At 46.5% G+C, this 24,354-nt stretch carries 19 protein-coding genes; 16 read left to right on the forward strand and 3 right to left on the reverse strand.

The genetic code is table 11. The annotated features are described in order from the left end of the window. Positions 1–882: 882 nt before the first annotated feature. The 3 genes from IID12_00480 to IID12_00490 are packed head-to-tail and all read right to left on the reverse strand — an operon-like array spanning position 883 to position 3,310. A complete protein-coding gene (locus IID12_00480) occupies positions 883–1,770 on the reverse strand; it encodes a universal stress protein (GenBank protein ID MCH8287566.1) in 888 nt (295 codons plus the stop codon). Positions 1,771–1,812: 42 nt separating this feature from the next. Then, positions 1,813–2,709, reverse strand: a complete 897-nt coding sequence (locus IID12_00485; protein MCH8287567.1) for a hypothetical protein — start codon at positions 2,707–2,709, stop codon at positions 1,813–1,815. After that, positions 2,681–3,310 (reverse strand): histidine phosphatase family protein, encoded by a 630-nt coding sequence (locus IID12_00490; GenBank protein ID MCH8287568.1) that lies wholly within the window; start codon positions 3,308–3,310, stop codon positions 2,681–2,683. The genes IID12_00485 and IID12_00490 overlap by 29 nt, the downstream gene beginning before the upstream one ends. Positions 3,311–3,867: 557 nt before the next feature. Here IID12_00490 and rho point away from each other — a divergent pair. From rho to IID12_00570, 16 genes are all read left to right on the forward strand, one after another. After that, positions 3,868–5,127: a transcription termination factor Rho gene (gene rho / locus IID12_00495; GenBank protein ID MCH8287569.1), complete on the forward strand. Its 1,260-nt coding sequence runs from the start codon at positions 3,868–3,870 to the stop codon at positions 5,125–5,127. An 89-nt stretch (positions 5,128–5,216) separates the two neighbouring features. Further along, a complete protein-coding gene (locus tag IID12_00500; protein ID MCH8287570.1) occupies positions 5,217–5,873 on the forward strand; it encodes a hypothetical protein in 657 nt (218 codons plus the stop codon). A gap of 72 nt (positions 5,874–5,945) precedes the next feature. Further along, positions 5,946–7,136, forward strand: coding sequence for a pyridoxal phosphate-dependent aminotransferase (locus IID12_00505; protein MCH8287571.1), 1,191 nt, complete (start codon positions 5,946–5,948; stop codon positions 7,134–7,136). Between the two features lie 15 nt (positions 7,137–7,151). Continuing rightward, entirely contained in the window at positions 7,152–7,367 is a 216-nt protein-coding gene (gene rpmE, locus IID12_00510) for a 50S ribosomal protein L31 (protein ID MCH8287572.1), read from the forward strand. Between the two features lie 64 nt (positions 7,368–7,431). After that, positions 7,432–8,388, forward strand: coding sequence for a DUF1385 domain-containing protein (locus tag IID12_00515; GenBank protein ID MCH8287573.1), 957 nt, complete (start codon positions 7,432–7,434; stop codon positions 8,386–8,388). Next, positions 8,385–9,464, forward strand: a complete 1,080-nt coding sequence (prfA, locus tag IID12_00520) for a peptide chain release factor 1 (protein ID MCH8287574.1) — start codon at positions 8,385–8,387, stop codon at positions 9,462–9,464. Before IID12_00515 ends, prfA begins: the two co-directional genes overlap by 4 nt. A 26-nt stretch (positions 9,465–9,490) precedes the next feature. Then, a complete protein-coding gene (gene prmC / locus IID12_00525) occupies positions 9,491–10,345 on the forward strand; it encodes a peptide chain release factor N(5)-glutamine methyltransferase (protein ID MCH8287575.1) in 855 nt (284 codons plus the stop codon). Beyond that, positions 10,341–11,201 carry a geranylgeranylglycerol-phosphate geranylgeranyltransferase gene (locus tag IID12_00530; GenBank protein MCH8287576.1) on the forward strand — a complete coding sequence of 287 codons (861 nt, stop codon included), beginning with the start codon at positions 10,341–10,343 and terminating at the stop codon, positions 11,199–11,201. The genes prmC and IID12_00530 overlap by 5 nt, the downstream gene beginning before the upstream one ends. Then, positions 11,198–14,635 (forward strand): DNA polymerase III subunit alpha, encoded by a 3,438-nt coding sequence (locus IID12_00535; GenBank protein MCH8287577.1) that lies wholly within the window; start codon positions 11,198–11,200, stop codon positions 14,633–14,635. Before IID12_00530 ends, IID12_00535 begins: the two co-directional genes overlap by 4 nt. A gap of 6 nt (positions 14,636–14,641) precedes the next feature. Beyond that, positions 14,642–15,097: a D-tyrosyl-tRNA(Tyr) deacylase gene (locus tag IID12_00540; GenBank protein MCH8287578.1), complete on the forward strand. Its 456-nt coding sequence runs from the start codon at positions 14,642–14,644 to the stop codon at positions 15,095–15,097. Positions 15,098–15,105: 8 nt separating this feature from the next. Then, a complete protein-coding gene (locus tag IID12_00545) occupies positions 15,106–15,513 on the forward strand; it encodes a cobalamin B12-binding domain-containing protein (protein MCH8287579.1) in 408 nt (135 codons plus the stop codon). Between the two features lie 10 nt (positions 15,514–15,523). Further along, the gene (locus tag IID12_00550) at positions 15,524–17,071 is read left to right on the forward strand and encodes an acyl-CoA carboxylase subunit beta (protein ID MCH8287580.1); all 1,548 of its coding nucleotides are present in this window, start codon (positions 15,524–15,526) and stop codon (positions 17,069–17,071) included. A gap of 31 nt (positions 17,072–17,102) precedes the next feature. Beyond that, complete coding sequence (locus IID12_00555; protein MCH8287581.1) at positions 17,103–20,003, forward strand: tetratricopeptide repeat protein; 2,901 nt, start codon at positions 17,103–17,105, stop codon at positions 20,001–20,003. 80 nt (positions 20,004–20,083) lie between these two features. Further along, positions 20,084–21,079 (forward strand): aminopeptidase P family protein, encoded by a 996-nt coding sequence (locus IID12_00560; GenBank protein ID MCH8287582.1) that lies wholly within the window; start codon positions 20,084–20,086, stop codon positions 21,077–21,079. Beyond that, positions 21,076–21,978, forward strand: a complete 903-nt coding sequence (locus tag IID12_00565; GenBank protein MCH8287583.1) for a glycosyltransferase family 2 protein — start codon at positions 21,076–21,078, stop codon at positions 21,976–21,978. Before IID12_00560 ends, IID12_00565 begins: the two co-directional genes overlap by 4 nt. Continuing rightward, positions 21,975–24,347 (forward strand): DEAD/DEAH box helicase, encoded by a 2,373-nt coding sequence (locus IID12_00570; GenBank protein ID MCH8287584.1) that lies wholly within the window; start codon positions 21,975–21,977, stop codon positions 24,345–24,347. Before IID12_00565 ends, IID12_00570 begins: the two co-directional genes overlap by 4 nt. Positions 24,348–24,354: the final 7 nt, after the last annotated feature.

Below are 24,354 nucleotides of genomic sequence, written 5' to 3' on the forward strand. Positions count from 1 at the left end.
TGCGGCAAGCTCAGGCAGATATTAACCACCCGCCGCCTGCACTATTGTTGAAATACGAGATTCTTCGTCATCCGCCAGCTGGCGGATTCCTCAGAATGACAGCGAGTGCGGGTCATCCGTCAGCTGGTGAAAGGCCCGGCTCCTGACGGGCTGACCCTTTTCGTTCTTTGGGATGTAGGGGACGCAGATCTGCGTCCCCTACAGAGTTTCACGAAAATTATTTGAGCAGGAGCATCTTCTTCGTTTTATTGAAATCCTCTGGAGAATCTCGTTGTAAGCAAAATTGTAGGGGCAATTCACGTTTACCCCGAAGAAAGCGGGCCTGCCCGGCAATCGGTCAGACGGGGAATTGCCCCGGGACAACTCTTGAGTTGTCCCCACTTATCCCATCGAAGATGGGATAAGACTCCTCCCTCGAGGGAGGTGGCTTCAGACGAAGTCTGAAGCCGGAGGGTGTGATTAGATAATTCTTCCAATTTCCGAGATAATCGAACGATAACACCCCTCGTCCGTCCCGAACCTTCGGGACGGATACTCCCCTCAAGGGGAGAGTTATAATATCCCCTCCTTTCTCCTGTCCGACTAATGAAAGGCGGGGAGTCGAAGGGTGACTGCGTATTCCCCACAGCAAAACAACGCAGGCACCTGCGTGACTGCGCCACAAAAATATATTTACACACTGTCATTCTGAATCCGTCAGCCGGTCAAAGGCCCTGCTCCTGACGGGCTGACGGGTGAAGAATCTCAGCCGGAGTGAGAATGACTATAAGTTTACTGTCTATTACCATTAATTTACACGTATCTGTTCGGGATTCTTCGTCCGCCAGCCGGCGGACTCAGAATGACAGCGACTTAAAATAAATAGCAACTGATTCGACGGGTCTATCTCTCCCTTTTCAGTACCAAAACCGGACAATTCGCCCTGTGTACGACTTTGTTTACGTTGCTTCCCATCAGGAGTCTCTCGAAGCCGCTTTTCCCTTGCGAGGGGATAACGATGAGATCTATCTCTTCTTCATGAGCGAAGTCGACTATTTTTTGACCCGGTCTTCCGTGCGCCACTCTCGTGTAGACTTCGATCCCTTCAAGGGGAGCCTTTGATAAGAAATCAGAGAGTGCCGTTTCCGCCGCTTCGACCTGGCTGTTTGTGATATAATCTTCGTCTATGCTTTCCTGATCTACATATCCCGGAAGTTCGACCGGCTCGGTAACATGCAGAATAGTCAGTTTGGCTCCGTAACTCCTTGCAAGTTCCGACGTAGTCCAAAGAGCGGTTGTGGAAGCGTCGCTGAAATCAACAGGCAGCAGTATCGAGCGATAGTTCGGATATCCCTGAGGTTTACCGTCCGGCCCGCACCGGACAGTCATAACCGGACAATTCGAAAGCCTTATTATCTTTTCGGCGACGCTGCCCATAACGAGGCGGCGGATACCCGTTCTCCCGTGAGTGCCCATGACGATCAGATCGGAACTGTTTTCAGCTGCGTATCTGATGATCTCGCTTGTCGGGGAAATTCCTCTTAACAGGATTTTTTCGATGAGGACGGGAGTTTCAATCATCCCCTCTTTTGTGTGCAGCATCTCCTCCGCCGATGTCATAACAGTGTCATAAGTGAGAGAGCTCTTTGCAAACAGTGAATTTATCTTTGCCGGATCGCCCTCATGAACCGTAACAACGTGGAGCATCGTTACCGTACCCTGAGAACGCTCGGCGATAGTTACCGCCTGATGCAGAGCTGCATCGGCGCAGGGAGAAAAATCCGTCGGCAAAAGAATATTCCTGAAGGCGCTCATTTAAATTTAGAATGAGGTTTATTCAACGTTCCGGGTTTCCCATGATTCTAAAACGCCGTTCCGAAAAGTTATGATTACGAACGGTTCTCTGTCATAGCTCCATATTTCAAATAGATCGCCATCCTCTCTCCTGCTTTTCGCCCTCACGGGATTTCCCCATGAAAGCAATACAGCCTCTCTGGACATCTTTTTTGATATAGCTTCATTTTCTATCTTTTGCCAGAGTTTTTTGTCCCAGCCGGGGTTGGCGATTCTCGGGTTTACCTTATGAAATATCTTTTCTAAATAGGCGGGCTCCGTAAGAGGGGACAAGTTCAATTCCGAAAAATTCAAGTCTATGAATATCTTGACTCCTCCCGGTTCAAAAAGAATGAGACGTATCGGTTTTTCCGATCTGTCGCTCCATGCTGTCTTCCACAAGTAAAGCGGTTCGAGGTTGGTAATTACCTGCGGCTTCCGGACGTTGAGGACTGAATCGTGAGTATAAAAAGTTGAGCGGTTGTTCCAGAGTATGGCGCCCACAAATTTTTGAGCCCTTTTCATTTCATCGATAAAAGCAATATCCCGAAGATGACCGTCGAAACTGAGCCCGTATAACAGTGTGTCGGAATCGAGGAGGTTAACGGTGACGAAGTATGGATCAAAATGATCCTTCTTATCTACATCTATAATTACGCCCCGTCGACCATAGACCTGTGCCGGTTCAGGGGTGATAGACTTAATCCGTGAAACTGACCACGAATTATACGGTTCGAGGAATCTCGAAGTGTCTATAGGGAGGAAGATGATCTCTTTGTCGATCCAGAGGGTGGGGTCGGGAGGCAGGAAGCTGTTCTGCGCCCCCGCCTCGGTGGCAACAAAAATGAGGAACGTCAGGATGTAAGGATTAGCTGTTTTCGGGATGTTCGATTTCATCTTTGAGCGCCGCAAGGTGAGCAGAATCGTTGATTGTCAGGAGTTCGGCTTCCATCTGTCCGAGAACGTTCAGGATATTGATGCATCCGTTATTTTGACCTTTCTCCCAAATTTCGCTGAGGGGCATCGGCAAAAGCATGTCGAGGATTATTGTGTTCAAACCGCCGTGCCCGACGATGAGCAGATCGCCTCTCTGCTGTTGACCCGTGAGCTCTTCAAGAACCGGTTTTAGTCGCTCCTGCACTTCGATAATAGACTCCCCTCCCTCCGGTTTGAACTCGGTGTGCGACATTCCGCTGTCAGCTTGAGCTTTAAAATAACCCTCCCAGCTTTCGCCTTCCAAGTTTCCGAGATTCCGTTCCTGCAGGTTTTTCTCGGGCACGAGAACCGCGCCTATGATATCGCTGATAATCAAAGCGCTGTCGAGAGCGCGGTCGAGGTTGGAAGTGTGTATTGCAGTTATCCCTTTGTTCCTGAGCGCTTCTCCGGTCATTCGCGCCTGTTCGATACCTGTGGAGTTCAGATTTCCCGGGGTTCTTCCCTGCAGGACTCCCCGCACATTCTCCTCAGTTTCCCCATGCCTGACGATGTATAACAGCATCAATTCTCCTTAAAGAGTGTTAATGTAGGAAAGATACGCCGAATATTCCAAGCTGCTTGGAGTCGAAAGATTATTATCCTTATACCGAATTATGAAACTTATATCGAATCAATTTCGTCTAATAAGAGGAAGGATTTCCGGGGATACACAGATACGTCTTCCGGAATAGCCGTTTCGAGCGGAATCTATCTTTACAGGTTTGAAACGGGGGAATTTGTCAAGACGAAAAAGATGGTGCTTGTAAGATAGTGATTCCGAAGTGTGAGTAATTTAGTCGAAACATATTTTTTTCTTGACATGACGATTTATTAGTATAAATTAACACAGCTACAACGTTTTGTCCCCGAAAAATGCAGAACAAACTTCTTCACAAATATATAAATCATGGCAAAACGAAAGCGAAAACAGGAAATTAGAAAGATATTTTAGGGGTTATCTGCCGAAAGGTTTACCGAATTTCACGATTTAAGGTTAGAAGTCTGATTAAATAAATTAGATATTGCCTTTCAGCGGCACAATTCAACAAGCAATAAAATATTTCAAAAGGAAAGAATTTAATGGAAACTGATATCAAAGAACTTCAATCGATGAAAATAGCCGAGCTTTCAAATCTTGCTGTCGAGCTCGAGCTGCCGGATGCATCGAATATGAAAAAACAGGAATTGATTTTCGGCATCCTTGAGGCAAGGGCGGATAAAGAGGGGCAAATACATTCCGAGGGTGTATTGGAGATACTGCCGGACGGGTACGGATTTCTTCGTTCGGTGGACTATAACTATCTGCCGGGACCGGATGACGTATATATTTCGCCGTCACAAATTAAGAGGTTCAGCCTGAGGACAGGGGATACGGTGGCGGGTCAGATAAGACCGCCTAAAGACAATGAACGGTTTTTTGCCTTATTGAAGGTCGAAAAGGTGAACGATCAAGACCCTGAAAAGGCAAAGGAAGTAGTCCGCTTCGACAATCTTACTCCACTCTATCCCGAAGAGATTATAGATCTCGAGGCGGAACCGAACGGTTATTCAATGAGGATAATGAATTTATTGACGCCCATCGGTAAGGGACAGCGCGGGCTTATAGTTGCACAACCGAAAACGGGAAAGACGATGCTTCTTCAAAAACTGGCTAACAGCATTACGAGGAACCATCCGGAGATAAAACTTATGGTCTTGTTGATAGACGAGAGACCCGAAGAGGTCACGGACATGGAACGGTCGGTTGATGCGGAAGTTATCTCGTCCACGTTCGATGAGCCGCCGGAAAGGCATGTCCAGGTGGCGGACATGGTACTCGAAAAAGCACGCAGGCTGGTCGAGTACGAGATGGACGTAGTCATCCTGTTAGACAGCCTGACACGCCTGGCACGGGCGCATAATACAGTTGTACCCCACAGTGGTAAAATACTCTCAGGCGGCGTTGATTCTAATGCACTGCACAGACCTAAGCGTTTCTTCGGCGCTGCGAGGAACGTCGAAGGAGGGGGAAGCCTGACGATACTTGCTACCGCGCTGATTGACACAGGAAGCAGGATGGATGACGTTATCTTCGAAGAATTCAAAGGGACGGGTAATATGGAACTTGTTCTCGACAGGAGATTGAGTGACAGAAGGATATTCCCTTCGATTGAGTTGAACCGCTCCGGCACAAGAAAGGAAGAGCTGCTGCTTTCGAAAGATCAACTTAACAGACTATGGATTCTGCGCAAATTCCTCAGCGATCTGAATCCGGTAGAGGGTATGGAATTTCTTTTAGAGAGAATGAGAAGAACCAAGAGTAATAAAGAATTCCTTGCATCTATGAGCGATTGGAAGTAGTATAGTGCAGGATACTCTTAGAAGGGCGTACTTTAATTAGTTTTTCAAGATTCTTATTTATATAACCAGGGCTTTTGCCGGAGCCTTCAATGCGTTCTATTCGTGTATACAGAGTTCGAATAAAAATCAATCCTGACGGTAAGGTTTCAAGTCACCATTTCCGGGCGTATATGCTCAAGAAATTTCCGGACAGCAAGCTCGTTGAATATTCCGGTGGAGCCACAGACAAGATTAGGTCCACCCCTCTGATCCAGTATAAGATACTCGATTCCGATCCATTTATCATCGCAGTCGAGGACGGTGTTGATGCTCTAAAGGAAGTGCTGCCGCAGCTCTCTGAACTCTATCTCGGGCATAACAAGTACGGGATCATCGAAATAGAGAAAAACGAAACTGACTCCGAGATAGGAGTTACGACCAAACGTAAGAAGTACACGTTCGAAACTCCATGGTTAGCGCTCGGTGAGGAGGACTACGGAAAATTTAAGTATTTGTACCAGCAGGAACGCGATGCCGCTCTCTCGAAAATGCTCATCAGGAATATACTCGGTCTTGCAAGAACTTTTAAGTGCGAGGTGGACATGCGGATCAAGGCGCGCCACGAACTGAAAGAGATCCCTCCATTCAAACTCGGCACCTCAATCTCGGGTTTCGTCGGAGGTTTTGAAACGAACTTCAAAATCCCCGAACACCTTGGAATAGGCAACCTCTCAGACAGAGGCTTCGGAAGCATAATCCCAAAATAAATCCTGCTTTATTCTTCTTGCGGAGAGGCGGGTAGAGCCTTATATTTTCTGGCTGTGAAGGAATAAGTTGAAATGGTCAGATTAGCGGACAGATTAAAAAATATCAAGCCATCCACCACCATGGTTGTAATGGCGCTGGCATCGGATATGAAATCAGAGGGTGTGGACCTCGTCGATTTAGGAGCAGGCGAACCTGATTTCCCTACACCTGAATATATCAAAGCCTTAGCGACGAAAGCTATGGCTGAGGGTTATACGAAATATACGAAGGTCGATGGAATACCCGAGCTTAAGGAAGCGATAGCGTTCAAACTCGAACGGGATAACGATTTAAAATTCACTCACGACCAGATTGTTGTTACCAGCGGGGCGAAGCAGGCGATATATAACGCTATAATGGCGACGGTAAACAAAGGTGACGAAGTGATCATACTGGTTCCCTACTGGGTCTCGTTCCCCGAGATAGTCAAGATGGCTGATGGTGTACCGGTGTTTGCCCAGCTCGATCCTGAATCTGAATTTCGACACACGGAAAACCGGTTCGACAGTTATGTTACCGAGAGGACGACCGCAGTGATACTGAACTCCCCATCGAACCCGGCGGGTTCGATGTTGGATGATGAATTCATACACGACGTGATCAAATCCGCAAAAGAAAACAACCTTCTTATAATATCAGATGAAACCTACGAGCGTATAACATATGAGAAGAAGTATAAAAGTGTAGCTGCATATGAGGAGGCATACGATCTGACGCTTACTGTGAACTCAATGTCAAAAAGCTACTCGATGACCGGGTGGCGTATCGGGTTCGGCGCAGGAGAGAAGGAATTGATTAAGGCAATGAGCAAGATTCAGTCGCAAAGCACGTCGAACGCGAATTCGATAGCTCAGAAGGCGTCGGTCGGAGCATTGATGGGAGATCAGCAAGACGTAGAGGGTATGAGAAAAGAGTACATGGAAAGAAGGGACGCGATATACGACGGTTTGAACCGGTTACCCGGAATTGAAGCCAACAAACCGGAGGGTTCATTTTTCATATTTCCCGACGTGAGCTCATACTATGGGAAGTCGGTAAACGGAAACGTAATAAACGATTCCACCGAGTTTTCCAAATTTTTGGTCGAGTATGCAAAAGTCGTTGTCATACCGGGAGAGGCATTCGGTTCGGATAATAACATCAGAATATCGTTTGCGACATCGATAGAAGAATTGGATAAAGGCGTTCAGCGTATTGGAGACGCTTTAAACTTATTGAATTAAAAGTTGGAGGAGAAATTGAAAGAAGGAATTCATCCCGAATATAAATTAAGCAGAGTTACCTGCGCATGCGGAAATACGTTTGAAACGCGTTCGACCGCAAGCGATCTGCGCGTGGAAATCTGTTCCGCATGTCATCCGTTTTTCACCGGTAAACAGAAGCTGGTGGATTCGGCCGGAAGGGTAGAAAAATTCCGCAGGAAATATGGAATCAGCGAAGAAGCAGAAGCTTAAATACGTATTACAATAAAACAGGGCGTCTGAACATCAGGTTCAGACGCTTCTTTTTGAATTAAACATGGAAAAGAAGAAAAAAATACTTGTCGGGGGTCAGGCGGTTATCGAAGGTGTTATGATGCGCGCTCCCGGATCATATGCCACTGCGGTGAGAAGATCAAACGGCGAGATTGAAATCGACCGGCATGAGTTCATCTCTGTCTTAGAGAGGCGTAAATATTTGAACGTTCCTGTACTGCGGGGAATAGTCTCCCTATTTGAAATGTTGAAAATCGGGTTGGATTCGCTTCAATGGTCGGCTGAAATTAGTATGGAAGATCTCGAACCGGAGAATGAAAGCAGCAAACCGGGGAAGTTAGCGAAAGCAGGTACACTGCTGATTGCACTTTCCCTCGGATTAGGGATATTTTTCGTGCTCCCGCTCGTCCTTACAACGAAGTTGTTTGAGATCGAAAGAGAGGCGATGCCGTTCAATATTGTGTCGGGTTTAATCAGAATCACCCTCTTTTTATTGTATATTATGGCAATTTCACTAATGAACGACATCAAACGGTTGTTCATGTATCACGGTGCGGAGCACAAAATGATATTTGCTTTCGAAGCCGGATGCCGGCTACTTCCTTCCGAGGCGCAGACCTTCACGAGGTTCCACCCGAGATGCGGAACGAGTTTCCTGCTCATAGTCATGTTAGTATCGATCCTCGTGTTCGGATTAATCGATACGATCATAATAGACATTATCGGTTCGATAAACCTCTTGATGCGTTTTGCGTGGCATCTTCCGCTCATTCCATTCGTGGCGGGTTTGGGTTATGAGGCGATTAAACTGTCCGGCAAATACGGCGCATCGGGAATCGGGAAAATACTTGTATCGCCCGGTCTCTGGCTTCAGAGGTTGACAACGAATGAACCCGATGACGCTCAATTGGAAGTAGCTGCTGCAGCATTAAAATCAGCGCTCGGCGATGATTATGAGGAATACGTAGGAGAACAATTCGTAGCGGACACGGTGAAATGAAAGCCAATCAGAGCATAGATAAAATTCTCGAAAGATACGATGAGCTCTCCTCGCTTTTGAGCGATCCCTCCGTGATGGCTGATAATAAAAGATTTCGCCAGCTTGCCAAGGAACAGAGTGAACTCGTGCCTATAGTTGACAAGGCGGCTGAAGTTGACAATCTCCGGAAAAAAATTGATGAGGATGAGGAAATCCTCAAGGGTGAGGACGAGGAGCTCAAGACTTTAGCGGAGGAAGAGATTCGTGAATTGAACGAATCCCTGAGACCTCTGGAGGAGGAAATCAGGGAGCTGCTCCTTCCAAAGGACCCTGACGACAGCAAGAGAGCTGTGCTGGAAATCCGCGCCGGCACCGGAGGTGACGAAGCAGCGATGTTCGCCGCTGATCTCTTCAGGATGTACACGAAATACTTTGAGAGAAAAGGCTTGAAATACGAGGTATTGTCAAGCAGCCCGACCAACATAGGCGGTTTCAAAGAGGTGATACTGTCAGTAGCCGCTGATAACTCTTACGGTGATCTCAAATTCGAGAGTGGGGTGCATAGGGTACAGCGGGTACCTGTGACTGAGACGAGCGGACGAATACATACTTCAGCGGCGTCTGTGGCTGTATTGCCGGAGGCGGACGAAGTTGACGTTGAAATCAATATGAACGATTTAAAGATCGACGTGTACAGATCGACGGGACCGGGCGGTCAGAGCGTCAATACGACCGACTCGGCGGTCAGGATAACCCATCTTCCCACCGGCCTGGTTGTCTCATGTCAGGATGAGAAATCGCAGCACAAGAACAAAGCGAAAGCATTAAAAGTATTAAGGACAAGGCTCTTGGAACAGATGAAGGAAGAACAACAAAGCGAGATAGCCGCCGAGAGACGTCTGATGGTCGGCACAGGGGATAGAAGCGCAAAAGTGCGGACATACAATTACCCTCAAAATAGAGTTACGGATCACAGAATTAACCTTACGCTCTACAGCCTTGATGAGATAGTCAACGGCGACTTGGACGAGCTGATTGAAGCGAATAAGAGAGAGCTAAGAGCTAAACTTCTCCAGGAACTGGAAAAGGAGAACTGATTCCTGTGCCGAACCCGGATCAACTCTTGAGCATAAAGAATATTCTCGATAAGTCTTCTGAATACTTAGAGGGCAAGGGAGTCGATTCGCCGCTCCTGAACGCTGAATTACTTCTGTCTCACACGCTCGGAAAGCGGAGAATCGATCTTTATCTCGAATACGACAGAGTGATCTCAACGTCAGAAACGATCCAGTATAAATCTCTCTTGAAGGAAAGGGGAAGGAGAAAACCGGTACAGTATATTTTGGGGGAGACAGAATTTATGGGTCTGACTTTGCGTGTTGACCAAACCGTCCTGATCCCCCGACCGGAGACTGAGCAGATGGTGGAGATTGCTTTAGAAATCCTTGAGGACAAACATAAAATTGAGTTGAATATCCTTGACGTTGGAACCGGAAGTGGAAACATAGCGATTGCACTTGCAAGTCGTTTGGGGTCGGCATCTATCACAGCTTTGGATGTCAGCGAGGAAGCAATAGAACTGGCTGTTGCAAACGCTGAGAGAAATGGAGTCGGCGGCAAGATAAGGTTTTTGGTTCATGACTTTATTTCTACCGGGTTTCCCGACGGCAAGTACGACATGATAATTTCCAATCCGCCTTATGTTTCGCTCGATTCTTTTAAATCACTCCCACCTGAGGTTAGAGAATGGGAACCCGAAGCCGCGGTGACAGATTATTCGGATGGTTTTGATTTCATCAAAAAAATAATATCGCTATCCTCCGATTCTCTTAAAACCGGCGGTACGCTTCTGATGGAAATCGGCGGCGATCATCAGAAAGAACAGGTGACGGAGCTTATGAAGAAAGCGGGATACTCAGAACTGAACGTCGGAGAGGATTACAACTCTCACGCCCGATTCGTTTCCGCCATGAATTGAGGAGGATCAAGATCTGGCTGAAAGCAGCATAAAAGCCTACCTTCAACTCTTACGACCTCATAACGCCGCAATAGGCGGTATTTCGATTTTTATAGGCGCTTTCCTTGCCGGAAAGATAGAACCTGCATACGCGATCATATTTGCGTGCACCAGCGGCGTATTGATCACAGCGGCAGCCAACAGCGTCAATGATATATATGACGTCGAGTCCGACCGCATAAACAAACCATATCGTCCGATAGCTTCGGGAAAGGTCTCCAAAAACGCTGCGATATGGATTTCTGTTATGTTATACACAGGCGGGATTATATCAGGCGCCATGGTGAACAGAGCCGCGCTGGTTATCGCCGTTTCCGCAGTCATACTCACTTACGTATATTCAGCGCGTCTAAAAGGAGTGAGTCTCTGGGGTAATCTCACGGTAGCCCTTCTGACTTCAATAGCGTTCATATACGGCGGAGTTGCTGTCGGCAGGGTTAAGGAATCGATGATACCGGCGATTTTTTCCTTTTTTTACCATTTCGGCAGAGAGGTTATCAAGGACGTGGAGGACATGGAGGGAGACAGCAAAGCCGGATTGAAAACGTTCCCGATACGCTATGGAACCGAAGCTTCCCTGAAGCTTGCGGGAATTTCTTTCGGACTTTTAATAGTTCTCACATTTTTACCTTTCCTTTATAAGATGTACAACATAGTTTATCTCGCTGTGGTATTGGTGGGTGTTGACCTCGTTTTAGTTTACACCATGATTTCTGCGCGGAGAAATTCAGGAAGTGCAAACCTGAAAAGATTAAATACATTATTAAAAGTAGGCATGCTCATCGGGTTAATGTCTATTTATCTCGGTACTTTATGAGTAATTTCGTCCATCTGCACAACCACTCGGATTACAGTTTACTTGACGGCGCCTGCAGGATTCATTCACTCGTAGATGCTGCCTTGGAATACGATATGCCTGCGGTGGCGCTTACCGACCATGGGAACATGTTTGGTGCCATTGAATTTTACAAGTACGCAAAATCTCGGGGTGTCAAGCCTCTGATAGGTATGGAAGCTTATATCGCTCCCCGAACCCGTTTCGAGAAGAGTTCCACACCGGGTAAAAGAGAAAAGACATCTTACCATATTCTGCTTATCGCTGAAAATAAAACCGGTTACGGCAACCTAATGAAACTATCGAGTCTTGCCTACTTAGAGGGCTTTTACTATAAGCCCAGAATCGACAAGGAAATACTGCGCAAATACAGCGAAGGACTTATTTGTACTTCAGGCTGCCTGAATGGTGAGTTAGCGCATTGCCTTACCATGGGTGATACCGACGGAGCGCTTGCGGTCGCAGAGGAATATAAAAGTATCTTTAACGGAAATTATTATCTTGAAATTCAAAATCATGGAACGCCCGAGGATGAGATAATCTTAAAAGAGGTTCCACGGATTGCCGAAAAACTCGATATTCAATTGATAGGGACCAACGATTGTCACTATCTGAAGAAAGAGCACGCGGAAGCACATGACGTGCTGCTTTGTCTTCAGACGGGTAAGACTTTAAAAGATACCGACCGGATGAAGTACAGTTCTGACAATTTCTACTTCAAGGATCCTGACGAGATGAAAGCGCTGTTCGTAGAATCGCCTGAAGCGGTCAAAAACACTATTGAGTTGGCGGAACGCTGCGACGTTGATCTCGAAACGGGCACGTTTCACATGCCTAATTTCCCGCTGCCCGAGGGTGAGAACACACCGGAAGAATTTCTCGAAAAGCTGGTCTGGAAGGGGGTTTCCGAAAAATATGAAGTCGTTGACGAGGCTATAAAGAAAAGAGTTCAGCACGAAATCGATACTATAAACAGTATGGGTTTCCCCGGATATTTTCTGATAGTAAATGACTTCATCAGGTACGCAAAGGAAAATGGGATACCGGTCGGACCGGGAAGGGGATCAGCTACGGGAAGCGTGGTTTCATACGCTCTGGGCATAACCGAAATCGATCCGTTAAAATACGGCTTGATTTTCGAACGGTTTTTAAATCCTGACAGGATCAGTATGCCAGACATAGACATAGATTTCTGTTATGAGCGCAGAGGCGAAGTGATCAATTATATCAAAGAACGCTTTGGAAAAGATTCAGTTACACAGATCATCACGTTCGGAACCATGAGGGCGAGAGCCGCGATCAGAGACGTAGGAAGAGTATTGAATATGCCGTACGCGGACGTGGACAGAATAGCAAAACTTATACCTCCCGCTCCTAACGTCTCGCTCGAAGAGGCGCTGGAAAAGGTACCCGAACTTGTTGATATAGAGAAGAAAGACGAAACCCACCGTAAGTTGATCGAATATTCCCTTCTCCTGGAAGGAATGAGCAGGCACGCATCCACTCATGCAGCGGGAGTTGTTATAACGCCGGGGGCGCTGTCAGACTATGTGCCGCTGTATAAGTCGGTAACCGACGATGTGACTACTCAGTACGACATGAAGATGCTTGATACAATCGGGCTGTTAAAAATGGACTTTTTGGGTCTGCGCACCCTGACCGTTCTCCAGAAAACTCTCGATATGCTGAAAGAAAAGGGAATTGACGTAGATCTTGGGAATATCTCTCTCGAAATCGATGAAATATATGAGCTGTTCGGTAAGGGCGAGACAATCGGAATCTTTCAATTTGAATCACCCGGAATGAAAGATACGCTTAAAAGGCTCAAGCCGACAAAATTAGAAGATCTTATCGCCGTAAATGCTCTTTTCAGACCCGGTCCCATGGACAACATATCGGAGTTTATCAAGCGGAAACATGGAGAAAAGAAGATCGAGTACCTTCACCCTGCTCTTGAGCCGATTTTGAAAGAGACTTACGGAATTATCGTTTATCAGGAACAGGTGATGAGAATCGCTAATGAACTTGCAGGTTTGAGTCTCTCAAAAGCAGACATAATGCGGTCGGCTATGGGGAAGAAGAAAAGAAAATTGATGGAGGAACAGAAAAAATATTTCCTCGAAAGCGCCGCCAAGAATAAGCTCGATAAAAAATTATCCAAAGACCTTTGGACGCTGTTGGAAAAATTTGCTCAGTACGGATTCAATAAAAGCCATTCGACTGCCTATGCGCTGATAGCCTACAGAACAGGATACCTGAAGGTGAAACATCCGGCGGAGTTTATGGCTGCGACAGTGACGAGCGAAATGACCGATACCGACAGGCTTAAAGTTCTGATAAAAGAATGTAAAAAAATGGGGCTGGAGATAGTCCCTCCGGATATCAACAGCAGCAAAGCTGATTTTGCAACAGACGGCAATAAAATTCAGTACGCTTTAGCGGCAATTAAAAACGTCGGAGTAAAGGCAGCCAACTCGGTAATAAAAGCGGTTGAGGAAAACAGTCCTATTAGAACTATATTCGATTTGGTAAAACATGTCGATCTGAGACTTGTTAACAAAAAAGTGCTCGAATCTCTCGCATGTTCCGGGGCTCTTGATTCATTAGAAGGTAAACGCTCGGCGAAGTTCGAGAGCGTCGGAAGAGCATTGGAATTCGCCCAGAGATATCAGTCCGAACTGAGCCGCGGACAGACGAGTCTGTTCGGAGGGAAACAGTCAGGTGCGACCATAGGTGGTGATCAACCGAATCTTCACAACGTTGAAGAATGGAGTGACAGCGAACGGATAAAAAACGAATTAAGCGCCTTCGGTTTTCATTTGATCGAGCATCAGCTTGAAAAATACGCCATAGAGCTTAACTCATTTACGAACCATGTACCCGGAAAACCTTTAAACGGCACTAATAAGGTGATAAAAACCGGTGGAATTCTGATTGACGTTAAAGTTCATTTTGACAGAAATAACAAACAGATGGCTTTCTGCCAACTTGAAGGGATAGACGACAACACGATCGAATTGTTGGTGTTCACAGAGGTCTATGAACGTTATAAAGACCTGATAATGGACGAAAGTATGGTGCTGGTGTCCGGCAAACTGTCTACGAGAGACAATTCCGACACGAAACTTGTAGCTACCGAGTTTATTCCGCTTCAGGATGCACTTGAAACTCAGACCAGATCAGTAATGGTAAAGATAGATCTTTCGACTCATTCTCCGGAGGATATAGAGCGTGTCAGCGAAGCTGCGGTGAAGTTTAAAGGCAATTGCAGATTCGGGTTTTTGGTTTCCTCAAAGGGTAAAAAAGTCAACGAGATACTGTCGAGCAAAATCTCGGTCAACCCGGATAAGTTATTATTCGAGGCAGTCGATGAAATCTTAGGGACCGATTCTATCGTCCTGAAGAGCGCTATTTGAGATTGTATGGTGGCGGTTCTGCAAAGAGTATCACGGGGTAACGTCGCCGTTGGGAATAAAACAGTTAATGAGATAGGAATGGGTCTGGTCGTTCTTCTTGGAGTATTCGAAGGAGACGAAGAAAGGGAGGCTGAACTGTTGGCGGACAAAACAGTTAACTTGAGAATATTTAACGATGCTGCGGGGAAAATGAACCGTTCTTTGATTGAGGTTGGCGGAGAAGCATTGGTTATATCTCAGTTTACGCTTTGCGCGGATTACAGAAAAGGGAGAAGACCTAATTTTCTTAGAGCGGCAAAACCCGAAAAAGCCGAGAATCTTTATATGAGATACGTTGACAGAATCAATGAGTCGGGAGTAAACGTCAAGACGGGTGAGTTCGGGGCAATGATGGAGGTAGAACTGATTAATAGCGGACCGGTTACGATTACTCTGGACACAGAAGTGCTCCGAAAGGCTTAGGAAGAGTGTTGGAAAAAATAATAAGAGTGTTGATAGCCAAACCGGGGCTTGACGGACATGACCGGGGCGCCAAGGTAATAGCGAGTGCGCTCAGAGACGCCGGGATGGAAGTCATATACTTAGGACTCAGACAGACACCTGAAATGATAGTAAATGCCGCCCTTGAAGAAGACGTTGACGTAATTTCCCTCAGCATATTATCGGGAGCTCATATGACTATATTTCCCGAGGTGCTTAAACTGATGAAGAAAGAAAAGATTGAGGACGTATTATTGACAGGGGGTGGGATCATTCCTGAGAAAGACATGAAGGCATTGGGAGAAATCGGTGTGGGGAAGCTGTTTGGACCGGGTACGCCGCTGTCGGAAGGAGTGGAATACATAAGGGATTGGGTTTCGAAAAACAGGAATTCGTAATTATTCGCTGATGGTTGACGCTAAGATCAAAAAATTTGAAGAGATGGTTTCCGAGGCTCGGGCCGGCGGCGGAGAAGAGAGGATCGCTACCCAACACGACAAGGGTAAGTTAACCGCCCGGGAACGGCTGGACATCTTGCTGGACGAAGGCAGTTTCAACGAGATGGATATGTTCGTCAGACACCGTTCACATGATTTCGGTCTGGAAAAAGAGAGATATTTAGGCGATGGAGTCGTTACGGGTTCGGGGAAGATCAACGGCAGGCTCGTGTTTGTGTTTAGCCAGGATTTTACGGTATTCGGAGGCTCTCTTGCGGAAGGGCATGCAGAAAAAATTTGCAAAATCATGGACATGGCCGCAAAAGTCGGCGCGCCGATGATAGGATTGAATGACTCCGGGGGAGCCCGGATACAGGAGGGGGTAGTGAGCCTCGGTGGTTATGCGGATATTTTCCTGAGAAACACAATCTTCTCGGGAGTGATCCCGCAGATTTCGGCTGTAATGGGACCGTGTGCCGGAGGGGCGGTTTATTCGCCCGCTATAACCGATTTCATCCTGATGGTTAGAAACACTTCGTATATGTTCGTCACCGGACCAAACGTTGTTAAGGCAGTGACTCAAGAGGATATCACGGCAGAGGAGCTGGGCGGAGCTGATACGCACGGCACTAAGAGCGGGGTAAGCCACTTTACATGTGAGAATGAGGTGGAATGTCTTGAAACCCTCAGGAAACTTTTGAGTTATATTCCGCAGAACAACTTGGAAGATCCTCCGCGAATTGAATGTAAAGACCCGAAGAACCGCGAAGATCCGAAACTGGATTCGATTATTCCCGAAAAACGCGAAAAACCATATGACATGAAAGAAGTAATCACCTCGGTAGTGGACGAAGGAGAATTTTTCGAAATTCAAAGAGACTTTGCGAAAAATATTGTCATCGGTTTTGCAAGGTTTGACGGCAGGTCTGTAGGGATAGTGGCAAACCAGCCGGAATATTTAGCGGGGGCATTGGACAGCGATTCTTCGATCAAAGGAGCGAGATTCGTGAGGTTTTGCGATGCATTTAATATTCCGCTGGCAGTATTTGAGGATGTACCCGGCTTTCTTCCGGGAACAGATCAGGAATGGCGCGGTATCATTAAGCATGGAGCAAAACTGTTATACGCATTTAGCGAGGCTACGGTCCCGAAGATAACCGTCATCACCCGTAAAGCATACGGCGGCGCTTACGATGTGATGAACTCCAAACACATCAGAAGCGATTTCAATTTTGCCTGGCCCACAGCTGAGATAGCGGTGATGGGTCCGAAAGGGGCGATAGAAATAATATACAAAAAAGAAATTGCAGCGTCAAAAGACCCGGAGGCTGATAGCAGCCGCTTCGAAGAAGAGTTCAGGGAAAAATTCGCGAATCCCTATTTAGCGGCGGAGCGAGGCTTCGTAGATGAGGTTATAATGCCTCATAAGACGAGAAGCAAAATAATTGACGCTTTTGAGCTATTGGAAAATAAGGTGGATTATAATCCCAAGAAAAAACATGGAAACATTCCGCTTTAATTTTTTGGAAGAATAAATTTATGGAGCTATTATGAGTTTTCAAGATGATCAGGAAATTTTGGAAAAATATCTTGACGAAAATCTGAACACGGTACTCGGGCTGAGACTTGCCGAAAGATATATAAGTCTGGATAACCTGGAAGGCGCCCATCAGACGCTCTCAGAGTTGCTTGAGTCACATCCCAATAACGCTACCGCCCTGTTTTTACTCGGAGAGATCGCATTTAAAGAAGGAAACAACGATAAGGCAAAAAGTCAGTATGAAGAGACGATTAAAATCGACCCAACATTTACAACGGCATATCATCGACTGATAATGATAAGCTCTGACGAGGGAGATAATTCCGGAGCCGCTGACATCCAAAATCTTTTGAAACTGCTGAATCCATTGGATGACAGGGGAACCGGATCAACTGACGACGTTGAAGCCGCTGAAGTTACAAAATCGGAATTTTCGGAACGGGTTCTGAACAGACTCGATTTTGCTTTAAGTGAAAGCGCGGAAGAAGCTCCTGTATCAGATGAAACGACCGAGGAAGCTGAACCGGAAACGGAGGCGACAGAACCCGATTCGGAAGATGAAAAAGACGCAGCGGAGGAAACTTCTGAAACTGAACCGGAAACGGAAGAAGAAATATCAACCGACGGTGAAGACGATTTAGCCGCGAAAGAGAGCATAGAAGTTCCTGAATCGACTGAAACGGAGACTGAAGAGACTATCGAAGATTCCGCTGAGTCGGATATAGATTCCGCAGTAGAGGATGAGAAAGAACCCGACTCTCCGGACACGGGCGAAGAGCAAGAATCAACACCGGCCGATGAGAGCGATCCTTTCGGTTTGAGTTCAGGAGACTCGACCGATGATCAGGAAGACCTGTTGGACGAAACTTCAGAATCGGATGATGAGGATATGAGTTCATCGGAGGATACGGAAGCCGCAGCTGCAGAGGAATCGGAGCCGGTTGTCAAAGAGGAAGACGATTTCGGAGTATCCGATATATCTGATGAAGATGAGACCAAATCAGAGGAGCCGTTGCCGGCTGACTCAGAAGAGATTCCCGCTGAGACCGAGACGACCGATAGTGACGATTCCGGTACCGGTGCCACAAAAGATGAAGCAGCAGATGTAGAAACAGAAACTGAGACGAAAGATGAAGAAACAATAGAGGAAGAGGCTGAGGAATTAAGCGAGGAGACTGGTTCCGGTGAGGATCCTTTTGAAGCAACTACCCGGGAAGAAGATGAAGAGCCGTCGGGGGAAACGGAAGTGGAGGATCAGGATGCAGAAGCTGAAGTAGAATCCCCGGCTGATACTCAGGAGGAAGATACTTCAGACAGCGAGACCGTAGAAAAAGACGAATCGTCAGAAGAGACAACTGAAGATGACACGGAGGATTCGAGTCAGGGAGATGAAGAAGTTGAAGAGCCCTCCGAAGTAGAACCTCAGGATGAAGAAGAGTCAGACGGAGAACCGGAAGCCACAGATCAAGATGCAGAGGAGATAGAAACCTCAGCCGAAGCACCGGAAGAAGAAAAGGAAACATCGGAAAGCGATGAATCGGAGCCGGTGAGCGAACCGCAAGAGGTTGAGGCTGAAGAGGATGCTGAAACCGTGGACACGGAGAAATCAGAAGAGACTACCGAGACTGCCGACGCCGAAATTGAGAGTGAGCCTGAGGAAATTGCAGCCTCTGATTCAGATGAGGTATCAGAAGAGACGGTTACTCAGGATGAACCGGAGGAAGGATCGGAGGAGACCGATTCATCAACGCCGGATGAATCAGACCTGAGCAGTTTAGTGGTTGATAAAGAAGCGCGTTCCTTTGAGATGCCGCCTTTTTCGAAGGAAACGATTGCTGATGTTCAAAAGGAAACCGATATCGAATTGAGCGAGAGTGTCGATAAAGAAGAAATTGCTGAAGATATGACAGAAGAAGGCGCCGAATCACATAACGTCCCTCTGGATAGTCAGACGGATGAAGAGGCTCCGGAAGAATCCGGGGAGGAGGGTTCAGCTGATAAAGTCATAGACGAAGATGAGTCGGGAGAGGGTGCGGAAAAGTTCAATGTCCCGATAGAATCCGCGTCGCCCCGGAAAGATGCCGGATTGGATCCTCCTGCTGATTACGAATCCTGGGTGGATAAAGACGCAACGCCGGAATCTATGACCTCCGGAAGTGAACCTCCGAAGGAGGATAAAGAAACGTTTGAAGGACTGCTGTCAGAGACGGACGTTTCGGATGACGTTGAAAGTACGGAATCGCCGGAAGAAGAATCCGTTGATGAGGGGGGCGAAGAAATAACTACGGAAAAAGTCGATAATATCTATAGTCTCACCGAGATAGAGGACGACGAAGATGAAGTCTCTCCGCTTCAGGCATGGTTTCTCGAAAGAAAATCCCTTCAGAATAACCAAGAACCGGAAGAGGCTGAGGAAGATAAGGATAAGGAAGAGGAACCGGCAGTGTTAACCGAACCGAAACCCGTGCCGTTTGCCGAAGATGTTTCGGGAGACTCAAAATCCGAATCCAACGATGATTCAGAGAAATGGGATAAGTTTGTTGAAACTGCAGTCAATAAAAGCGGAGAGGAGAGCAGTGAGAGCGGGAAAGATGAAAACAGGGGTGAATCGGTTGTTTCTGAAATAGACACGGAGCTCCAAAATCTATTTGATGACGTTGTATCTACCGATGAAAACGGGGAAAATGAAGAGGATGAAAGCGCAAATGTCGATCCTCCGTCTGCGGCCGGCGGTTTGAAACTCAGCAGCGATCTGGCTACTTTTACTTTAGCGCAGATCTATATGAATCAAGGGCAGCTGACTGAAGCTCTATCGGTCCTCGATCTCCTGGATAAAAAAGGAGAAGACAAGGAAAGAGTGGCATCTATCAGGGAAGAGATCAGGGGAAAAATGGAAGCGAGGAATAAATAAAAAGCGCTATAGGAATCAGAAAAAAAAAGATATTAGAAGCAATATCAGAACTTGACATTGATTCAATATATCTCACGAAGTTGAGTAATGTCCGTTATTCAACCGGATTCAGCGGGTCGGCAGGCAGTGCTGTTCTCACAGAAAACGGTTCTTTTTTTTTAACAGATTTTCGGTACGCAGAGCAGATAAAATCTGAAGTCACCGAGTACGATCATATAATCAGGCAGAATATGCTCGAATGCCTGAATGAAGTAAGTCTTATGCAGGCTGGCATGAAAGTCGGTTTTGAAGCGGATTATATGTCGATTTCCGAATTGAACTTATTGAAGGAAAAATTTCCCAAAGTCGAATGGGTTGAGACTAATTTGATAGTCGAACGTGTGGCGGCCGTGAAAGATGAGAATGAGATAGAATGTTTTAGAGCTGCCTGTAAAATTATTGATGCGGTTTTTGAGGAAATATTGGACATTATCAAAGAGGGTGTTACGGAAAACGAATTGGCGGCTGAGGTTTCCTATCGCACGAAGATGATGGGATCCGAAGTCGATCCCTTTGAGCCTATAATAGCAAGCGGTTGGAGATCGGCTCTTCCCCACGGCATCTCTTCTACGAAGAAGATAAAAAAAGGCGAGATGCTCGTCATTGATTTTGGCGCAACGGTAGGCGGATATGCCGGCGATATGACCAGAACAGTTGCGGTAGGGGATCCGGATGAGAAAATGGTTCAGATATATGAAGTAGTCTTAGGCGCTCAGAAAGCCGCCGTTGATGCTGCAAAGGAAGGTATTTCGGGTGCTGAGTTGGACGCTGTCGCCCGTGGCTACATCAACGAACGGCATTACGGAGAACAGTTCGGTCATTCTCTTGGACATGGATTAGGTCTCGACGTGCACTCCTGGCCCCGGGTGTCTGAAGTAAATAAAGAACCACTCTTAACGAATATGGTAGTGACTATTGAGCCGGGTGTATATTTGCCCGGTCTCGGGGGAGTACGAATTGAGGATGATATTGTGATCAAAAAAGACGGGTGTGAAAACCTCACGGGCTCTCCCAAGGAATTCATCTCTGTCGGATGATAGACCTCTCTGTTGTAATTACCACATACAATTCATCTCAATATATCGATGAGTGCCTGCAGGCTCTATTCAAAGAACTGAGTAACCTGAATGCGGAGATTATCATTGTCGACAACAATTCGACCGATGGAACTCTTGAAATTATACGGAATTTCATAAAATCGGAATCAGCGCAAAATGTTGATATTCGCTTGGTAACTAATGATTCAAATACCGGCTATGCACCCGCTAACAATAAAGGAGTAAATCTCTCGTCCGGAGAAAAAATCCTGCTTCTTCACCCCGATGTCTTTATTCGCGAAAATAGCATTAAAACGATGATCGAATATCTTGACAGCGAATCGGATGTAGGTATGGTCGCGCCTCAAATTCAATTTCCCGGCGGAAAAATTCAAGCATCGTGCAGGAGATTTCCGAACTATTGGAGCGTGATCAACGAATCGCTCGGTCTAACGATACTCTTCAGCAAAAATCGGTTTTTCAACAGCTGGAAAATGGGAGATTTCGATCATAATTCATTGAGGGAAGTTGACCAGCCTATGGGCGCGTGCGTAATGGTGAAAAGGAAAACTATCGAGAAAATCGGGGGTATGGACGAGCAATTTCTCATGTTTTTCAATGACGTTGACTGGTGTAAAAGAATAAAGGACGCGGGATGGAAGATCGTATTTAATCCGGAAGCCGTAGTTGAACACGTGCTGGGCGGAAGTGTCAGGCAAGTCCGTTCGAGTATGATACTGCAATCGCATATTGGATTTTACCGATATTTTGAAAAACATTTCAGAACTCCCTGGCAGCGGGGTATGAACCAGATTATGGGATTGATCCTGTTTATCTCCGCTCTCCCGAGAGTTATACTTAATAGTGTCATTTCTTCGATAAAGGTTCGGAGCAGATGATCACTGATATTACGAAAGCCGTCGGGATAGATGAACTGATAAATCTATGGTTAGATGACCCTGAGAATAGTTCAAATATTACGTACAGAAAAAAAATTCCGGAAAAGAGAGCCGAATTCGGGGAGATGCCTGCGGGTTTAGACGATAATATCCGAAAAGCGTTAAGCGAACGTGGAATCGAAGATCTGTACTCTCATCAGACGGAATCCATAAATCTCACCTTATCCGGTAAGAATGTCGTGGTTGTTACTCCGACCGCATCCGGTAAAACGTTGTGCTATAACCTTCCCGTCCTTAATGAATTTTTCAATGAAGGAGGGAGCTCTCTGTATCTTTTCCCGACAAAGGCGCTTGCTCAGGACCAACTAACCGAATTGAACCGGTGGCAGGAAACTCTCGGAACGAACTTAGGCGCTTTCACTTACGACGGAGATACTTCTTCCGGCAAGAGGTCACAAATAAGGAAATCAGCCAGGATTCTCATCACGAACCCGGACATGTTGCATTTAGGTATTTTGCCGCATCACACGCGGTGGGCGGCTTTTTTCTCAAATCTCAAGTACGTTGTAATCGACGAAATGCACGTATACCGGGGGGTTTTCGGGAGTCACTTCGCGAATTTGATAAGGAGATTAAAGAGAATTTGCGATTTTTATTCCGCTTCCCCGCAGTTTATCTGTTCCTCGGCCACAATTGCGAATCCGGAGGAACTTGCAGAAAATCTTATCGAGGATGAGGTCAGTCTCGTGGATAAAAGCGGGGCGCCCGCATCGGGTAAGGAAGTTCTCTTCTTTAATCCGCCGATGATAAATCATGAGTTGGGTATCAGAGCGAATTATCTCCGGGTCGCAAAAACTGTTGCCCGCTTTTTTCTGAAGAATATGATCCAGACTCTTGTATTTGCAACGAGCAGGATGAACGTAGAGATAATTCTCAAATATCTTCGTGACGATTTCGCCGGCATCCGTGACACTGATGAGTTCATCAAGGGGTACAGGGGGGGATATCTACCTTCTGTCCGAAGGGAAATCGAGAAGGGGCTCCGGGAAGGAACGGTTACAGGGGTTGTTGCGACAAACGCGCTCGAGCTGGGGGTCGATATCGGAGGGCTCGACGCATGCGTGATAGCGGGTTATCCGGGTTCAATAGCAAGCATGTGGCAGCAAGCTGGAAGGGTGGGAAGAAGGAGCGGAAATTCTATTGCGGTGCTTGTAGCCAGAAGTAATCCGTTGGATCAGTTCATCACGAATTTTCCCGATTATTTTTTCGGAAGGTCGCCGGAACACGGTCGTGTTAATCCCGATAACCCGCATATACTTATGGATCACATTAAATGTGCCGCATTCGAGCTTCCTATGAACGTTAATGAAAAATTCGGAAGCACAAATCTCGATGATATATTCAGCTATTTAGAAGAAAAGGGAGTGTTGCACCGGTCAGGTGATCTATACCATTACACAGAGGAAAAATATCCGGCTGACAGTACAAGATTGAGAAACATCGGCTCTAAGAACATACTTATAGTAGATCGCTCGGATGGAGATAGAGTGCTTTCGGAAGTAGATTTTGACGCCGCCTTCAGGACTGTCCATGAAAACGCAGTATACATGGTCGAGGGAAGGAGATATATAGTGGAAAGACTCGATCTGAATGAGGGCAAAGCTTTCGTAAATAAGACCGAATCGGATTATTTTACGGTAGCGCAGACGCATTCTGAAGTCAGCGTAACAGCAAGCTACGATGTCGCTATGTATGGTCCCTCTTCCGTCGAGCACGGAGAAATAGAGGTTATCACGGAAACAACCGGTTTTAAAAAGGTGCGGTTTTATACGGGTGAGAACCTCGGTGAAGAGGAGCTGGACCTGCCGGCAAGAACTATTAAAACCACAGCTTATTGGTTCGTAATAAAAGAAGAGTTGACCGAATCTCTTGATTTCACGAGGGCTGAGATTATTTACGGAATCACCGGAATTACTAACGTGCTTCTTCATGTTGCTTCCTTCATTCTGATGTGTGACGTGTCCGATCTCGGCGTTAGCGTTGGGGATCGTTCAACCGAATGGTTTGTCAAGAGAGCAGCGGGTGATTTGATGATCAGGAAGAGAGGTAAATCGGGAGAAGCTATCGATCCTGACTCTTTAAAACTCTTTGAGCCCGTAATCTATATCTATGACAGCCATTCAGGGGGTGTGGGGTTCAGCCCGGTTTTGTTCCGGGAACATTCTTCGCTTTTGACGAAAGCTGTTCGTCATATTGAGAAATGTGAGTGCGTAGATGGGTGTCCTTCCTGCGTGGGTCCGATGACCGAAATAGGTAATCGGGGGAAAGAGGCGTCCAAATCAATACTTGATGCGCTTTTAGCCGTTTAAAAGTTTT

The organism is Candidatus Neomarinimicrobiota bacterium (genome assembly GCA_022567655.1).
GTDB lineage: Bacteria > Fidelibacterota > SORT01 > SORT01 > SORT01 > JADFGO01.

Excerpts from the sequence above, each read along its gene's own strand:
- IID12_00540 (MCH8287578.1), top strand. The coding sequence starts at position 14,642 with ATGGTGGCGGTTCTGCAAAGAGTATCACGGGGTAACGTCGCCGTTGGG.
- IID12_00515 (MCH8287573.1), top strand. The coding sequence starts at position 7,432 with ATGGAAAAGAAGAAAAAAATACTTGTCGGGGGTCAGGCGGTTATCGAA.
- IID12_00565 (MCH8287583.1), top strand. The coding sequence starts at position 21,076 with ATGATAGACCTCTCTGTTGTAATTACCACATACAATTCATCTCAATAT.
- IID12_00535 (MCH8287577.1), top strand. The coding sequence starts at position 11,198 with ATGAGTAATTTCGTCCATCTGCACAACCACTCGGATTACAGTTTACTT.
- IID12_00485 (MCH8287567.1), bottom strand. The coding sequence starts at position 2,709 with ATGAAATCGAACATCCCGAAAACAGCTAATCCTTACATCCTGACGTTC.
- IID12_00500 (MCH8287570.1), top strand. The coding sequence starts at position 5,217 with ATGCGTTCTATTCGTGTATACAGAGTTCGAATAAAAATCAATCCTGAC.
- rho (MCH8287569.1), top strand. The coding sequence starts at position 3,868 with ATGGAAACTGATATCAAAGAACTTCAATCGATGAAAATAGCCGAGCTT.
- IID12_00505 (MCH8287571.1), top strand. The coding sequence starts at position 5,946 with ATGGTCAGATTAGCGGACAGATTAAAAAATATCAAGCCATCCACCACC.
- IID12_00490 (MCH8287568.1), bottom strand. The coding sequence starts at position 3,310 with ATGCTGTTATACATCGTCAGGCATGGGGAAACTGAGGAGAATGTGCGG.
- prfA (MCH8287574.1), top strand. The coding sequence starts at position 8,385 with ATGAAAGCCAATCAGAGCATAGATAAAATTCTCGAAAGATACGATGAG.
- IID12_00550 (MCH8287580.1), top strand. The coding sequence starts at position 15,524 with ATGGTTGACGCTAAGATCAAAAAATTTGAAGAGATGGTTTCCGAGGCT.
- IID12_00555 (MCH8287581.1), top strand. The coding sequence starts at position 17,103 with ATGAGTTTTCAAGATGATCAGGAAATTTTGGAAAAATATCTTGACGAA.
- IID12_00570 (MCH8287584.1), top strand. The coding sequence starts at position 21,975 with ATGATCACTGATATTACGAAAGCCGTCGGGATAGATGAACTGATAAAT.